15 protein-coding genes are annotated in these 15,377 nt (G+C 51.2%); 9 read left to right on the forward strand and 6 right to left on the reverse strand.

Features of this window, described 5'->3' with window-relative positions; translation table 11 throughout:
* Positions 1 to 177: 177 nt before the first annotated feature.
* The 3 genes from LG202_RS13135 (at position 178) to LG202_RS13145 (ending at position 2,399) form a co-directional block, all read left to right on the forward strand.
* Positions 178 to 1,140 carry a YVTN family beta-propeller repeat protein gene (locus LG202_RS13135; protein ID WP_230348838.1) on the forward strand — a complete coding sequence of 321 codons (963 nt, stop codon included), beginning with the start codon at positions 178 to 180 and terminating at the stop codon, positions 1,138 to 1,140.
* 101 nt (positions 1,141 to 1,241) lie between these two features.
* On the forward strand, positions 1,242 to 1,775 hold the full coding sequence (locus tag LG202_RS13140; protein ID WP_230348839.1) for an SRPBCC family protein: 534 nt from the start codon (positions 1,242 to 1,244) through the stop codon (positions 1,773 to 1,775).
* Positions 1,776 to 1,991: 216 nt separating this feature from the next.
* The gene (locus tag LG202_RS13145) at positions 1,992 to 2,399 is read left to right on the forward strand and encodes a pilin (RefSeq protein WP_230349013.1); all 408 of its coding nucleotides are present in this window, start codon (positions 1,992 to 1,994) and stop codon (positions 2,397 to 2,399) included.
* A 209-nt stretch (positions 2,400 to 2,608) separates the two neighbouring features.
* Here LG202_RS13145 and LG202_RS13150 read toward each other — a convergent pair whose 3' ends face one another.
* Positions 2,609 to 3,373, reverse strand: a complete 765-nt coding sequence (locus LG202_RS13150; protein WP_230348840.1) for a 3',5'-cyclic-nucleotide phosphodiesterase — start codon at positions 3,371 to 3,373, stop codon at positions 2,609 to 2,611.
* Positions 3,370 to 5,589, reverse strand: a complete 2,220-nt coding sequence (locus tag LG202_RS13155) for a CHASE2 domain-containing protein (protein ID WP_230348841.1) — start codon at positions 5,587 to 5,589, stop codon at positions 3,370 to 3,372. The genes LG202_RS13150 and LG202_RS13155 overlap by 4 nt, the downstream gene beginning before the upstream one ends.
* Positions 5,590 to 5,733: 144 nt before the next feature.
* Between LG202_RS13155 and LG202_RS13160 the strand changes: the two genes are divergently transcribed.
* The 5 genes from LG202_RS13160 (at position 5,734) to folE2 (ending at position 10,349) form a co-directional block, all read left to right on the forward strand.
* Positions 5,734 to 6,402 carry an alpha/beta hydrolase gene (locus tag LG202_RS13160; protein WP_230348842.1) on the forward strand — a complete coding sequence of 223 codons (669 nt, stop codon included), beginning with the start codon at positions 5,734 to 5,736 and terminating at the stop codon, positions 6,400 to 6,402.
* Positions 6,403 to 6,501: 99 nt separating this feature from the next.
* The gene (locus LG202_RS13165) at positions 6,502 to 6,759 is read left to right on the forward strand and encodes an exodeoxyribonuclease VII small subunit (RefSeq protein ID WP_230348843.1); all 258 of its coding nucleotides are present in this window, start codon (positions 6,502 to 6,504) and stop codon (positions 6,757 to 6,759) included.
* Entirely contained in the window at positions 6,756 to 7,646 is an 891-nt protein-coding gene (locus tag LG202_RS13170) for a polyprenyl synthetase family protein (RefSeq protein ID WP_230348844.1), read from the forward strand. Before LG202_RS13165 ends, LG202_RS13170 begins: the two co-directional genes overlap by 4 nt.
* Before the next feature lie 11 nt (positions 7,647 to 7,657).
* A complete protein-coding gene (gene dxs / locus LG202_RS13175; RefSeq protein ID WP_230348845.1) occupies positions 7,658 to 9,502 on the forward strand; it encodes a 1-deoxy-D-xylulose-5-phosphate synthase in 1,845 nt (614 codons plus the stop codon).
* A gap of 46 nt (positions 9,503 to 9,548) precedes the next feature.
* A complete protein-coding gene (folE2, locus tag LG202_RS13180) occupies positions 9,549 to 10,349 on the forward strand; it encodes a GTP cyclohydrolase FolE2 (protein WP_230348846.1) in 801 nt (266 codons plus the stop codon).
* Positions 10,350 to 10,441: 92 nt separating this feature from the next.
* On the opposite strand, the gene LG202_RS13185 is transcribed toward folE2, so the two are convergent.
* The 4 genes from LG202_RS13185 to LG202_RS13200 form a co-directional block, all read right to left on the reverse strand.
* The gene (locus LG202_RS13185; protein WP_230348847.1) at positions 10,442 to 11,086 is read right to left on the reverse strand and encodes a retropepsin-like aspartic protease; all 645 of its coding nucleotides are present in this window, start codon (positions 11,084 to 11,086) and stop codon (positions 10,442 to 10,444) included.
* Positions 11,087 to 11,097: 11 nt separating this feature from the next.
* Entirely contained in the window at positions 11,098 to 12,249 is a 1,152-nt protein-coding gene (locus LG202_RS13190) for an MFS transporter (protein ID WP_230348848.1), read from the reverse strand.
* A gap of 66 nt (positions 12,250 to 12,315) precedes the next feature.
* On the reverse strand, positions 12,316 to 13,401 hold the full coding sequence (aroC, locus tag LG202_RS13195; protein WP_230348849.1) for a chorismate synthase: 1,086 nt from the start codon (positions 13,399 to 13,401) through the stop codon (positions 12,316 to 12,318).
* A 71-nt stretch (positions 13,402 to 13,472) separates the two neighbouring features.
* Positions 13,473 to 14,003 carry an rRNA large subunit pseudouridine synthase E gene (locus LG202_RS13200; protein ID WP_230348850.1) on the reverse strand — a complete coding sequence of 177 codons (531 nt, stop codon included), beginning with the start codon at positions 14,001 to 14,003 and terminating at the stop codon, positions 13,473 to 13,475.
* Positions 14,004 to 14,061: 58 nt separating this feature from the next.
* Here LG202_RS13200 and icd point away from each other — a divergent pair, with 58 nt between their 5' ends.
* A complete protein-coding gene (icd, locus tag LG202_RS13205) occupies positions 14,062 to 15,300 on the forward strand; it encodes an NADP-dependent isocitrate dehydrogenase (protein WP_230348851.1) in 1,239 nt (412 codons plus the stop codon).
* Positions 15,301 to 15,377: the final 77 nt, after the last annotated feature.

The following is a 15,377-nucleotide window of genomic DNA, read 5'->3' on the forward strand; positions in this document are numbered from 1 at the left end:
TCCATATTGAAAGCTGGGCAAGCCCGCTCTACCGCTTTGCAATCCCGGGAAACACAGGAGAAATCCAGTCTTGACGCTGTTTGCGGCACGCCCGTATACTGCCAAGTCAACCTTAGCAGACATTGTCGCGTTATTTTATTCAATCAGCAAAACCCGATCGCAAAATAGCCATCAACAGTGAAACACAACATCCGTACCCTCAGTAGCTTCCTACTTCTCCTGACACTCTCGTTTTTGGCTTGTGCCGATGAGGCTTACATTACCAATCAGGGCGAAAATACGGTTTCCGTGATTAACCTTGCCAATCACAGCATCATCGCCACCATTGCCGTAGGCAAAGCGCCAGTTGGTGTAGCCACTTCGCAAAACCTCGGCAAGGCTTATATCAGCAATGTTGATAGCCATTCGGTTTCAGTCATTGACACCAATACCTATACCGTCGTCGATACTATTGATATTTCTGGCTCACCAGTCGGCATCGCCCTGTCACCGGACAGCAAAAGCCTTTATGTCGCTGATTGGAATGACAACCGTGTCCTGGTTATCGATACTGCTGACACATCTCAACGCCGCGAGGTCAGTATAGGCAAAGCCCCGGCTGGTATCGTCATCAGCCCTGACGGCAGCAAGCTTTATGTTGCCAACCGTGATAGCAACGACCTGGCTATTATCGACACGCAAACGCTCAAGGTGCTGCAACGCGTTGCCACAGGCGAACACCCGTTTGGCATCACGCTCAGCCCTGACGGCAAACAACTACTTGCCGTCAATGTGTATTCCAACAGCCTCTCTGTAATCAATCTGGACACTTTTGATACACATACAATTGCCGTGGGAGAACACCCATACTGCGTCACGGTGAGTCCAGATAATCGTTATGCTTACGTCACCAATACCCAGGCCGACACCGTATCGGTGATTGACCTGACACAGCATAAAGAAGTGACCAAGATTCGTGTTGGCGGCTTCCCCGAAGGTATCAATTATGATGCCGCCAGCAACAAAATTTACGTTGCCAACTGGTTTGACAACTCGGTTTCAGTGATAGACGCCAGTAGCCATAAACATGTCCAGGACATCCCCACAGGCAAGCAAAGCCGGGCGTTCGGGCAGTTTATACTCAACAAGACGTCACATTGATTAGGAGCTAGTTAGTCGCTGTCCCGCCCCACATCCTGTGGTAGCAAGACAGCACATTAATCGTTCCGCTTTTTAACTTGCAATAACATGGAGAAATATAGATGAAGAAAATCCTCGCACTCTTGGCTATAGGCCTGCTGCCATTGACCGCAGCCGCTCACGGCCCAGCTCCCCAAAAGGTGGAAAAGACCATCATTATCGATGCCACCCCCGATAAAGTCTGGGCATTGGTCAAGGACTTCGGCAACATGCAGAAATGGCACCCAGCCGTTGAAAGCACCAAGCTCGACAAACGCAAAAATGATGCTGGTGAAGAAGAAACCGTGCGCCTGCTGACCCTCAAGGGCGGTGGCACCATTCTTGAAAACCTCAAGAGCATCGACGAAGATAGCAAGCAACTCAAGTACGGCATCATTGAAGGCGTGCTGCCAGTTGCTGACTACTACTCCACTATCACAGTTAAAGCAGCCGATGGCGGCAAGACGGAAGTGAAGTGGATGGGCCGTTTCTACCGTGTCTACAAACTCAACCCACCAATCCCACCAGGCCAGGATGACAAATCTGCACTTGATGCCGTCAACGGTGTTTACGATGCAGGCCTAGCTAACCTGAAAAAGGTTGCCGAAGGCAAATAACGACTTGTCTTGTCACTTACTGACAATTTTTGTCAGTAAGTGACGCCAAAAAAAGCGGAGCAAATGCTCCGCTTTTTTATTCAATCACAGCAAAACCCTTTAAATTCAAATACAAACTCATCACGCCCAAAAGTTGGCATATCCATTGCAATAAGCTAACCATGCGGTACTCCTCCAACCGCAATACAAACTCAACTCAACTAAAAGGGGTTTATGATGAAAAAAGTACAACAAGGCTTTACGCTGATCGAACTGATGATTGTCGTAGCAATTATTGGTATTTTGGCGGCAGTGGCAATTCCAGCTTATTCAGACTATCAAGCAAAAGCAAAAGTAACCGCAGGTTTAGCTGAGATTGCTGGTTATAAAACTGCATTTGAAGTACGTGTGAACGATGGTGGCACGGTAGCAGCTATTGCCGATATTGGTGTTCCAGCCGCCACTACAGGCAACTGCACCATTTCTGTTACTGGCAATACTATTGCATGTGCATTACAAAATACCCCTAGTCAGATTAGTGGAAGAACGATTACTCTAACCCGTGACACAACAACAGGCGCATGGTCTTGCGGCTCTGATATTTCAGATAAGCCTAAATACGCGCCAAAAACCTGCCAAGGCTAACTTACTACACTAAGGTAATAGCGAAAAAGAATTAATCTTCCTCCACAGGAGACAAAGCAATTATCAGCTTGTCTCCTGTTTCTTTTTCAGGATAGCAAAGCTCCATCCTGTCACTACAATCTCAGACTTCATTCAATACATGACACTGGGCATACAAAAAGCTACTCTCAACTGCCTTTGTCACTTAGTGAGTAGGCAATGCAATATTATTAAAAATAAATCGCCTGCACCTGTTGCAAAGTTTTTGGCTTTAGTACATACATCGCCTCATAAATCTCTCGCATAATCACCCTCGCCTCACCCGGTTTCAAATGTGTGATCCAGACCTGTGGCTGAGATTGCAATTGATCCAAGCCATGCATCAACAATGCTGGGCAGTAATGTCGAGAAACCAGGGCCAGGGCGATTTCGGCATTGGTAAATGAGGTTTCGATAATCACGTGGCGTAAATTATCCACTTGATTCAGGGCCTGCCAAAATTCGTCACAACTTGTGGTATCACCACTGAATGCCAGGCTAGCTTCACCACTATCAAGCAGATAACCCACGGCTGCAACGGTATGATTGGCGGGTAATGCCGTGATCTTTCTTCTGCCAATCTCAACCACATCGCCGACAGTCAATGGCGCATAGACAAGGGAGGGTTGCTCAATGGAAGGAATTTCGCTGAAATCAGGCCATATTTGACCATTGAAGATGTGGGTTTGCAGGCTAATGATGGTGTCAGGCAAGGCATATACGATGAGAGGTTGATCACGCTTACCAAGTACAGCATCCAATAGCAGTGGAAGGAAGGCAATATGATCAAGATGGGAATGGGTGAGGAAGACATGATCAATCACCGCCATTTGCTCCAGCGTCAGATCACCTACGCCAGTGCCCGCATCAATGAGGATATCGTCATCCACCAGCAAGGAGGTGGTGCGCAGGCCCTGGCCTATACCACCACTACAGCCCAATACTCTCACCATCATGCTACGCCTCGCTTGCTTTCAAAATTAAATACCCCATCCCAATCTACGCTTGGTGCATGTTGGCTGAAATAGGTGATCCGCTCAAGGTAGATTGAGTAGATCATGCGTGCACCATATGTCGCTTGCAATGCCATGAATGCCGATTGGGCCTGCGACCAGTGCTGCTGGCGATAAGCCGTTAATGCTAATTCATACTGGCTCAGCTCTTGGTCCATTGAGGCATCATCACTTGCAACCGGTGCGAATATCCTCACGGGAACATCCTTGCCCTTGACGCGCACTAGGTCTAATTCACGGTAACGATATTGCGTTGCGGCCTGCGCGGTGAACTCACTCACGATCACCGGCGCTGCATAATAAGCACTCAGGCCTTCCAATCTCGCGCCTAGGTTGACTGCATCACCCAACACGGTATAGGCCATGCGGAACTCGGAGCCCATATTACCCACGGCCATATCACCGCTATTGAGGCCAATGCCGATTTCCAGCACGGGCCAACCTCGTTGCTGGAAATCGGCATTGATTTTTTCCAGCTCTCGCACCATGTCCAGCGAGGCATTGACAGCATGAGCGGCATGCTGCTCATCATGCAATGGCGCACCCCAGAAGGCCATGATGGCATCTCCAATGTATTTGTCGATAGTGCCCCGATGTTGATGGATAACGCGCGTCATCGCTGTGAGGTATTCATTCATGAGCCTGGCTAGGGTTGGCGCATCCAATGCTTCCGACAGGCTGGTGAATCCGCGGACATCGCAAAACAACACCGTCATCTCACGACTTTCGCCCTGCAGCCCTAGCTCATGTTGATGAGCCGCCATTTCCTCTACCAGTTCAGGAGGAACATATTGACCGAATAGTTGTGTCAATTGACGTTTGCTGCGTGATTCGATGAAATAGCCGTAACTCATGTTGAGCACGTAAATCACGACGACCAGCAGCAAGGCCGAAGCCAATGGCAATACCACGCCAATCTGCCACGACAGCAGGTTAAACAATATCAACAGTAAAAATACCGAGACCACCAGTACCGAAGCTGGCGCTGGTCGCATCCGAGGGAGCAAGACAGTCAGCCCGACACCAAGAAAGAGTAACAGTAAAAACTCCGCACCCAAGGTATAGGCAGGCTGTTGTTTGACACTGCCATCCAGAATTCCCGCGATCATGTTGGCATGGATTTCCACGCCTGGGTAAACACTCTGTGCTGGCGTTGCCCGCAAATCCATCAATCCAGGCGCAGTGGTCCCTATCAAGACAATACGGTTTTTTAGCTGTTGTTGCGGCACTTTGCCATGCAACACATCTGCGGCTGAGACATAGACAAAGCTACCTTGCCTGCCACGATAAGGGATCAAGGCATTCAGGTGAGCATCCACCGGGATATTGTGCTGCCCTAGTGCCAACCACTCCACACCAGCACCTTGCTCGCCACCCGCGAAGCCTAACTTCAACGCTACATCACCCAGCACTTGTCGGGCCACTGCCAAGGACAGCGCTTCATAAACACCACCCTGATACACGACTAGCAGAGGAATGCGGCGGGTGATGCCATCCTCATCAGGGTCGGGGTTAAAGTGTCCTGCGGCTTTTGCTTGCTGTTGCAAGCTGGGAATATTGGCACCGTAGCCACTGGCATAAAGATAAGCAATATCCCGCCCCTCCAATACCCCAGCCTGGATAACCGGTGATGGCAGCACGCCAATATTCTGCTTGAGGCGTGTATTGTGCCGGAAATAATATCCCAGCACGACATCACGCCCCCGAATGCTATTAGCAAATAATTGGTCGTAATCGAGCGTGGGAGCCAACTCATCAATCACACTTGCCAACCCTGGCTGTTGCCGCGCCTTCTGCAAAGCCTGCAATGCTGCCAAACCAGAGCTTTCATTCTTTTCGGCAAACACAACGTCAAAAGCCACTAGCCTGGCTTGATAATGATCAAACAATTGATCCAGCAAATGCGCCAACTTATTGCGCCCCCAAGGCCAGTGGCCCTCCTGCTGTAGACTGGCTTCATCAATGTCGACAATCACGATGTGCGGATCTTGCCCACCCGGCATCAGTAATTGCAGGCGAGCATCATAGGCAAAACGCTCCATGGCATTCACAAAGCCCATGTTGAATGCGCCTACAACATGGGCCAACAGCAAGATGGTCACTAACACGCCAAGTAACAAGCGGATATAGTGATGGGAAATAAAATAAGAAAGACGCATGCAGGAACAGTGACAGTCTGGTTATGCAAGTAAGTACTGGTTTTTCAGAAGCATAGCGTAAAGGGCGCACGAACACAGTAGCAACATGCCACCATAGCCATTACATGGCAAAATGCCATTTTCGCCCAACACTAGGCTACATTGATGTCTTTATTAGATTTTATTGAAATTGCTTCCGACGATACCATCCAAAACAGCGTGATCTGGCTGCATGGCCTGGGTGCAGATGGCAACGATTTTGCACCAGTAGTGCGTGAGCTTGCGTTACCCCACACCCGATTTATTTTGCCCCACGCCCCTGCGATGGCAGTGACCGTCAATAATGGCTATGTCATGCCTGCCTGGTACGATATTTATAGCTTCCAGCCTGGTGCCATACAAGATGGCAAGGGTATACGTGCTACCCAGCAAAAAATTGAAGCCTTGATCGCGCATGAAATTGCCCGCGGGATTCCAGCAGAACGCATCATGCTGGCGGGGTTTTCGCAAGGTGGCGTCATTGCCCTGCACACAGCCTTACGGCATGACACCCCACTGGCAGGCGTACTGGCACTTTCCACCTACCTCGGGCTAGCTGACAGCCTGGCAACGGAAAAACATCCCGCCAACCAAGCCACCCCTATCCTCATGGCGCATGGTTCCCAGGACAATGTGATTCCGCTTGCGCGCTATCAAGCCTCGGTTCAGGCCCTACAAGGCGAAGGCTATGCACTGGAGTTGCACGAATACCCGATGCCACATTCGGTTTGCATGGAAGAGATTGATGATATCCGCCGCTTTATGCAGCACCAGCTGGGATTATCATTAACTTAATCATGGTTTACAGGGGCAGTTCAGCGTAAAATGGCACATTATTTTCAATAACTGCAACGAGCAGCAGTGATGCTATCTGCTCCTGCACCGGTTGTTTTCATGAGTAAAAAAACCAAAGCTGACGACCAGCAATCCAGCATATTTGAAGCGTTGAGCTTTGAAGCCGCCATGACAGAGCTTGAAAGCCTGGTCGCACAGATAGAGTCCGGCCAGTTGCCACTTGAACAATCCCTCGCGGCCTACAAGCGCGGCTCGGAGCTTGTGCAACATTGCCAGCAATCCCTGGCAGATGTTGAGCAACAAGTACGTATCCTCACTGAATCCAACCAGCTACAACCCTACAACGATACTAAATGACCGATTTCCAAAGCTGGGCTCAACATACCCAACAACGTATGGAGCAAGTGCTGAATAGCCTGCTGCCAGCCTCCGATATTGCTCCCGACCGTTTGCATGAAGCCATGCGCTACGCCGTGCTAGGTGGTGGCAAGCGTGTGCGTGCATTGCTGGCCCATGCCGCAGGTGAGCTCTGTGGCGCCAATCCGGCAAAAGTGGATATTGCTGCCGCTGCCGTGGAATTGATCCACGCCTATTCCCTCGTGCACGACGACATGCCCTGCATGGACGACGACGACCTGCGCCGTGGCAAACCATCGTGTCACAAGCAATACGATGATGCTACCGCCCTGCTAGTTGGCGATGCGTTGCAAACCCTGGCATTCCAATCGCTGGCAACCCCGGGCCTATGTACCGAGCCTGCTCGTCAACTGGACATGGTCAATCTGCTCGCCATCGCTAGCGGTTCACGTGGCATGGCAGGAGGCCAAGCGATTGACCTCGCCAGCGTAGGCAAGGCATTGGACCAAACCGAGCTGGAATATATGCATATCCACAAAACCGGTGCATTAATCCGTGCTGCGGCCCTGCTGGGCGCACACTGTGCCGATGACTTGGACCAAGATCAACTGCATGCCATTGATCACTATGCCCAAGCCATTGGCCTTGCATTTCAGGTGGTGGATGACATTCTTGATGCAGAAGCGGATAGCGAAACCCTTGGCAAGACTGCAGGCAAGGATGCGGAAAGTAATAAACCTACCTACGTCACCATTCTGGGCATAGACCAAGCGAAGCGATTGGCGCAGGAGCTGCTTGACGATGCACTGGCACCGTTAGCCTCATATGGCGATGCCGCGCAGCAGCTCAAGCAGGTGGCATATTTCATTACTCAACGTAGCTTTTAAGCGGGTCGGCCATGTATAAACTGCTAGAAAGCATTAACTCACCAGAGCAACTGCGCAAACTAGACCGCAGGGAGCTACATGAGCTTGCCAAGCAATTACGTGGCTTTCTCGTCAATAGCGTTGCGCAAACCGGCGGACACCTGTCTTCCAACCTCGGGGTAGTCGAGCTGACCATTGCCCTGCATTATGTCTTCAACACACCAGAAGACCGTGTCGTCTGGGATGTAGGTCACCAAACCTATCCACACAAGATACTCACTGGCCGCCGTGAAGCCATGAGCAACCTGCGCAAACCAGGTGGCATTGCAGGCTTTCCGCGTCGAGATGAAAGCATTTACGATACCTTTGGCACTGGGCACTCCAGCACTTCCATTTCAGCCGCGCTCGGCATGGCGATTGCGGCACAGAAAACTGGCTCTGACCGCCATTCGATCGCCATCATCGGCGATGGCGCGATGACCGCAGGCATGGCATTTGAGGCACTCAACAATGCAGGCGCGATGGATGCCAACCTACTGGTGATTCTTAACGACAACGATATGTCGATCTCGCCCAATGTTGGCGCACTGACAAACTATCTGGCTAAGCTGCTTTCCGGACCGCTTTATACCTCAATGCGCCGTTCTGGCGAGAAAGTACTAGGTGTAGTACCGCCTGTGCGTGAATTCGCCAAACGCGCGGAAGAGCACGTCAAAGGCATGGTGACTCCAGGTACGTTGTTCGAGGAATTTGGCTTTAATTACATCGGACCGATTGATGGCCACGACATTGATGTGCTGATTGCCACATTGCGCAATATCCGCGAGCTCAAGGGCCCGCAGTTCCTGCATATTGCCACGCAAAAAGGCCATGGCTACCAGCCCGCAGAAGACAATCCCGGCAAGTATCACGGCGTAGGCAAGTTCGATCCGAGTAATGGCTGCTCCATCACGCAGGCTGGCAAAAAAACCTATACGCAGGTGTTCAGCGACTGGCTGGTCGACATGGCCACGCAAGACGAGCGCTTGATTGGCATTACGCCTGCCATGTGCGATGGCTCTGGCCTCAACGCGTTTGCCGAGCAATTTCCTGACCGCTTTTATGATGTCGGCATTGCCGAGCAACATGCCCTCACGTTTGCCGCTGGTATGGCCTGCGATGGGCTTAAGCCTGTTGTCGCCATTTACTCGACATTTTTGCAACGCGCATACGACCAGTTCATCCACGATATTGCCCTGCAAAACCTGCCCGTGATGTTTGCAATTGACCGCGCAGGCTTGGTAGGGGCAGATGGCCCAACCCATGCGGGCAGCTTTGATCTTAGCTACCTGCGCTGTATTCCTAATATCGCCATCATGACACCGAGCGACGAAAATGAGTGTCGGCAGATGCTGTATACGGCCTACCAGCATGATGGCCCTTCTGCCGTTCGCTACCCTCGTGGTGGTGGCCCTGGTGCCACCATTGAGAAGAACATGCAGTTGCTGCCGCTGGGCAAAGGCGAGGTTCGCAGGCAAGGCAAGCGCGTAGCCATCCTCGCCTTTGGCAGTATGCTAACGCCAGCGCTGCAAGCGGCCGATACTCTCGATGCCACCGTGGTCAACATGCGCTTCGTCAAGCCGCTCGATATTGCATTGATCAGCGAGATAGCGCAAAGCCATGAGCTCATCGTTACCGTGGAAGAAAACGCCATTATGGGCGGGGCGGGTGCTGCGGTGATGGAAGCCATGCAAGACATGGACATTCACACACCTGTGCTGTGCCTGGGTCTGCCTGACACCTTTATCGAGCATGGAGTACATGAAACCATGCTGGCGGAATGCGGTCTCAACGCTACAGGCATTGCTGCCGCAATTGAGAAAAAATTAACCAAGTAGTATACTCAACTATTACCGAATTCACTTATAGCGTCTCAGGAATCTCATGAACCAACCCTCTATTCCACCGATTGAAGATGTGCAGAACACCCCGGATACCCGGCAACTCGCCATTGACAAGGTAGGGATCAAATCCATCCGTCATCCAGTGAAGGTCAAGGACAAGACTGGCGGCGTGCAACATACCGTAGCCAATTTCAATATGTATGTGTTCCTGCCACACAACTTCAAGGGCACGCACATGTCACGCTTTGTTGAGATTCTCAACAACAACGAGCGCGAAATTTCCGTGGAATCATTCGAAAGCATCCTGCGTGGTATGGTGCAACGGCTGGATGCAGAGTCTGGTCACGTTGAGATGACCTTCCCTTACTTCGTCAACAAGGCGGCTCCAGTATCGGGTGTACAAAGTTTGTCTGACTACGAAGTCACCTTTATTGGCGAAATCAACCAAGGCAATTACGACATTACCGTTAAGGTAGTGGTACCCGTAACCAGCTTGTGCCCTTGCTCCAAGAAGATTTCTGACTACGGTGCGCACAACCAGCGCTCCCACGTTACTGTCACCGCATTGATCAATGATTTCATCTGGGTGGAAGACATCATTCGCCTGGTGGAAGAACAAGCCTCCTGCGAGGTTTATGGCTTATTGAAGCGTCCTGACGAAAAATACGTCACCGAGCGCGCCTACGACAACCCGAAATTCGTCGAGGATATCGTGCGTGATGTGGCGGCCCAGCTTAACGCCGAAGCTCGCATCGTCAAGTACACGGTGGAATCAGAAAACTTCGAGTCCATCCACAATCACTCTGCTTACGCACTGATTGAAAAAGACAAGCGTCACTAAGCAAGCGACGCAGGATAAAGATGGCCATACAGCCATCACCTGAATAAAAACGGCAGCCTAGGCTGCCGTTTTTATTTGCCGTTATTCATGCATCAATACTTCTTGGTCAAGGTAAGCGCAATCCCATCACGCTTCATCTCCATCCGATTAAGTGCACTCATGCCCAGCAACACAACTGCTGGAGACCCACCCTCCATGACTAGCGCATCCACTTGGTTCAATATCAAACTATTCAAGCGCACATTACCAATCACGACTTTATAGGCGTTAGCGACACCGTTAGCGGTTTGCACTGAGACTGGCGTACCGCTTTTGTAATCAATCTTGGCATATTTGGCATCGCCGCTATTCATCACGATCGCCGATGCCCCGGTATCGACAAGAAATCGCAAAGATGCACCGTTGATATAGCCATCAGCGAAATGATGTCCCGTAGAGTCAGCATACAAGGTGACGCTACTGCTACCTGCCATGGCATTTTTGCTAGGTAACGCAATCGCCTGCCCCATGCCCAATTCGCGCCTGATACCATCCACCTCGATAACTGCCTTATCGCTGCTGGCAGCCACCAAGCGTATGCCTTCAGGGCTGAATTCGCCTGCTGCAAGGGTACGTGGTTTGCCGCCATTGATGACCATGATGGCTTTACCCTGAAACAAACCCACAATATTCACCTGGGTTTCTGCCCACGCCAATGATGACATCAAGCATGGTAGCAGCCACATCCATGTCCGCATGGTTTCCCCTTTTAATCTTCCTGCATCATGAACATGAAAAAGATAAAGCCGAGCATAGCGCATAGTGCAGAAACGGTAAATGTCCAGCTTGGGCCTATGCTTTCCCAGGCAAAACCGCTAATCACGGCTCCCAGAGTGCCACCAACACCATAAGAGATACTGGTATACAAACCTTGCCCCTTGGACTGATGCTTACCCTTGAAATAGCGGTGTGTCAGCGCAACCGCTGCCGCATGATAAGAACCAAATGTCGCTGCATGCAATGTCTGCGCAAGCACAATCAGCCACCAGACATCCACAGCCCAGCCGATCACGAAAAAACGCACAAATGCCAAGAACAAGCTGGCAAGCATGATATGCCGCAGGCCAAAACGCGCCGTTAGCTTGGGCATATACAGGAATACCATGATCTCGCACATCACGCCCAAGCCCCATAGCCAGCCCACGATCCCTTTGCTATAGCCATGATCCACCAGGTAGATGGAGTAAAACGTGTAATAGACACCATGCGCAGCAGACATGGCAAAACAGGCAACCATTAGCGCAATCACTTCTCGCCTGCGCAATATCGCCCACCATGAACCATCACCATCATGATGCTGCAACGCCACCAGCGGATCCGCCAAGCGCCATGACAAGACCCAGACAGCAGCCAACAGAAACAGGATCACCCACAACAAGGCCATCATGCCCAGGTATTGCACGGCATACCCTAGTCCAATCACAGCGACGACAAACCCTATCGATCCCCAAAGGCGGATATGCCCATAGCGGTCCAACCTGTCGCCAAGATGTCCCAGTGTCACTGCCTCGATCAAGGGTAAAGAGGCGCTCCAGAAAAAGCTCAAGGTCAACATGATGGCAAACAACCAGTAAAAACTGTTGCCGAAAAACACACCCACATAAGCCAGCAAGCTGGCCCCAGCCAGGAATTGGATAATCGGCACCCGATGGCCGCGATGATCCGCCACCCAACCCCACAGGCTAGGTGAAAAACTGCGTGCAATCTGGAACAAAGACATCAGGATGGCGATCTGGAAGGCATTGAATGCCAGAGACTTGAGATACAAGGTCCAGAATGGGGTAAACGCACCGACAAAGCCAAAATAGGCGAAGTAAAAGCCGGATAAGCGCCAGTAAGGCAGGGAAACATGATGTTTCATGCTGATTGAATGCATGGGGGCCATTGGATCATGATCAGCACACAGCTCCCCGCCTGGTAAAAATTGTTAAAGCTTGATGGTATCTACCGAGACATCCGCGTTCTGGGCACGATGGCGCAAAGCATGATCCATGAGCACCAAGGCCATCATGGCTTCAACGATTGGCGTAGCACGCACCCCCACGCAAGGATCATGGCGACCTGTGGTCTGCATTTCCAATGCCAGACCTTGCTTATCAATAGAATGGCGTAGTTGTGGAATGCTAGAGGTTGGCTTGAACGCGACATGGGCGACAATCGCCTGCCCACTGGAAATACCACCAAGGATGCCACCAGCATGATTGCTGGCAAATCCATTTGGCGTAAGTTCATCACTATGTAGCGATCCACGCTGTGCCACACTGGCAAAGCCATCCCCAATCTCTACACCTTTGGCAGCATTGATGCCCATCATTGCATGGGCAATGTCTGCATCGAGGCGATCATATACCGGCTCGCCCCAGCCTACGGGCACACCATCAGCAACCACGGTAATACGCGCACCTACAGAATCACGCTCGTTACGGATGTTGTCGAGATAGTTCTCCAGCTCAGGCAGGATGGATTCATTGGGTGAAAAAAATGCGTTTTGATTCACAACATCCCATGAGCTGAAAGGAATATGGACTTCCCCCAACTGACTCATATAACCACGGACAGTGACACCATAACGCTGCTTGAGCCACTTCTTGGCGATCGCCCCTGCGGCAACACGCACCGCCGTTTCACGCGCACTGGAACGACCGCCACCACGGTAGTCTCGAATGCCATACTTCTGCCAATAGGTGTAATCAGCATGTCCGGGACGGAAGGTTTCCGCAATCTTGCCGTAATCCTGGCTACGTTGATCCTGGTTGCGAATCAGCAAACCAATCGGCGTGCCTGTGGTCTTGCCTTCAAATACGCCAGACAATATCTCCACGGTATCCGGCTCCTTGCGCTGCGTCACATGGCGCGAAGTCCCTGGCTTGCGGCGATCCAGCTCCTGCTGAATATCTTCCACTGTCAACTCCAGCCCTGGCGGACAACCATCAATCACCCCCCCAATGGCAGGGCCATGCGATTCGCCAAAAGAAGTCAGGGTAAACAGAGTGCCTATGGTATTGCCGGACATGGATGGTATCTACTATGGAATATACGAATAAGAACCGGAGTTTAACATATCCGGCTCCATGATTTGGCAGGCTAAATCCGCTTCCACTCGCCAGGCGCTATCCCATCAAGCACATGCTGCCCAACGGCATAGCGAATCAGGCGCAAGGTAGGAAATCCAACCTTGGCGGTCATGCGACGCACCTGGCGGTTTTTTCCTTCGCTAATGATCACCTCCAGCCAAGTGGTAGGGATAGCCTTACGCTCCCTGATCGGCGGGTTGCGCGACCATAGATTCGCAGGCTCTGCAATACGCCTGACCCTGGCAGGCTGGGTAATAAAATCTCCCAGGTCTACGCCGTGTCGTAATGGCTCCAACGCTTCATCCGAGGGGTCGCCCTCCACCTGCACCCAATAAGTTTTGAATTCTTTATGCTTGGGATGCGATATGCGGTGTTGCAGTCTGCCATCATCGGTTAGAATAAGCAGACCCTCACTGTCAGTATCAAGCCGCCCGGCGGCATAAACCCCAGGCACGGCAATATAATCCTTCAATGTCTCGTGCTTTTCATGCGGACTGAACTGGCAAATTACACCATAGGGCTTATTGAATAAAATCAGCATCTTGGTCTCATGGAATGATGACGCCCGTCTTTCTAGCGTTTGAATAGGATAGTTCTGAATGTCTACAAAAATCAAAGTACCAGCCACTGGCGAGAAAATCAGCGTTAACGCTGATAACACGCTTAATGTTCCCGATCACCCGATTATCCCATTTATCGAAGGCGATGGTATCGGTGTCGATATCACCCCGCCTATGCGCCATGTCGTGGATAGCGCCGTGGCCAAGGCTTATGGCGGCAAGCGTGCGATTGCCTGGATGGAAGTTTACGCTGGCGAAAAAGCTGTCAACACTTATGGCGACAACACTTGGCTGCCTGATGAAACACTCAAGGCCGTCAAGGATTACGTCATCTCCATCAAGGGCCCATTGACCACACCAGTTGGCGGTGGCATTCGCTCACTCAACGTAACGCTGCGCCAAGAACTTGATCTGTATGTCTGCCTACGCCCCATCCAGTACTTCCAAGGCGTACCAAGCCCAGTCAAGCACCCGGAAAAAACCGATATGGTGATTTTCCGCGAGAACACTGAAGACATTTACGCAGGTATCGAATGGGCAGCTGGTACAGACGAAGTCAAAAAGGTCATCGATTTCCTCAGCGACATGGGCGTACGCAAGAAGATCCGCTTCCCCGAGGCTTCTGCCATTGGCATCAAGCCTGTGTCTGTTGATGGTAGCAAGCGCTTGGTGCGCAAGGCCATCCAGTATGCTATCGACAACAACCGCAAGTCAGTCACTATTGCCCACAAGGGCAACATCATGAAATTCACTGAGGGTGGTTTCAAGAACTGGGGCTATGAAGTCGCCAAGGAAGAGTTCGGTGCCGTTGAGATTGACGGCGGACCATGGTGCAAATTGCCTAACGGTATCATCATCAAGGACTGCATCGCTGATGCATTTTTGCAGGAAATCTTGCTACACCCAGCTGATTACGATGTTGTTGCCACGCTGAACCTGAATGGCGACTACATCTCAGATGCGCTTGCAGCACAAGTTGGCGGTATTGGTATTGCCCCTGGCGCGAATATTTCCGACACCGTCGCCATGTTTGAAGCTACGCACGGCACTGCACCCAAAATTGCAGGTAAGGATATCGCAAACCCGAGTTCATTGATCTTGTCTGCAGAAATGATGTTGCGTCACTTGGGATGGACTGAAGCCGCTGATTTGGTATTGACTGGCGTTGCCAAGGCAATCCAGGCAAAACGTGTCACCCATGACTTCTCCTCACAAATGGAAGGTGCTACGCAAATAGGCAGTGCCGAGTTTGGTGCCGAGATCGTCAAGCACATGTAATACTCTGGCCCACTGTTCTCAACGATAGACAATGGGCCAGATAAATAAAAAAGGCCGGATTTCTCCGGCCTTTTTTA

This window comes from Methylobacillus methanolivorans, assembly GCF_054588515.1.

Excerpts from the sequence above, each read along its gene's own strand:
- LG202_RS13140 (WP_230348839.1), top strand. The coding sequence starts at position 1,242 with ATGAAGAAAATCCTCGCACTCTTGGCTATAGGCCTGCTGCCATTGACC.
- LG202_RS13145 (WP_230349013.1), top strand. The coding sequence starts at position 1,992 with ATGAAAAAAGTACAACAAGGCTTTACGCTGATCGAACTGATGATTGTC.
- LG202_RS13150 (WP_230348840.1), bottom strand. The coding sequence starts at position 3,373 with ATGATGGTGAGAGTATTGGGCTGTAGTGGTGGTATAGGCCAGGGCCTG.
- LG202_RS13155 (WP_230348841.1), bottom strand. The coding sequence starts at position 5,589 with ATGCGTCTTTCTTATTTTATTTCCCATCACTATATCCGCTTGTTACTT.
- LG202_RS13160 (WP_230348842.1), top strand. The coding sequence starts at position 5,734 with ATGTCTTTATTAGATTTTATTGAAATTGCTTCCGACGATACCATCCAA.
- LG202_RS13165 (WP_230348843.1), top strand. The coding sequence starts at position 6,502 with ATGAGTAAAAAAACCAAAGCTGACGACCAGCAATCCAGCATATTTGAA.
- LG202_RS13170 (WP_230348844.1), top strand. The coding sequence starts at position 6,756 with ATGACCGATTTCCAAAGCTGGGCTCAACATACCCAACAACGTATGGAG.
- dxs (WP_230348845.1), top strand. The coding sequence starts at position 7,658 with ATGTATAAACTGCTAGAAAGCATTAACTCACCAGAGCAACTGCGCAAA.
- folE2 (WP_230348846.1), top strand. The coding sequence starts at position 9,549 with ATGAACCAACCCTCTATTCCACCGATTGAAGATGTGCAGAACACCCCG.
- LG202_RS13185 (WP_230348847.1), bottom strand. The coding sequence starts at position 11,086 with ATGCGGACATGGATGTGGCTGCTACCATGCTTGATGTCATCATTGGCG.
- LG202_RS13190 (WP_230348848.1), bottom strand. The coding sequence starts at position 12,249 with ATGAAACATCATGTTTCCCTGCCTTACTGGCGCTTATCCGGCTTTTAC.
- aroC (WP_230348849.1), bottom strand. The coding sequence starts at position 13,401 with ATGTCCGGCAATACCATAGGCACTCTGTTTACCCTGACTTCTTTTGGC.
- LG202_RS13200 (WP_230348850.1), bottom strand. The coding sequence starts at position 14,003 with ATGCTGATTTTATTCAATAAGCCCTATGGTGTAATTTGCCAGTTCAGT.
- icd (WP_230348851.1), top strand. The coding sequence starts at position 14,062 with ATGTCTACAAAAATCAAAGTACCAGCCACTGGCGAGAAAATCAGCGTT.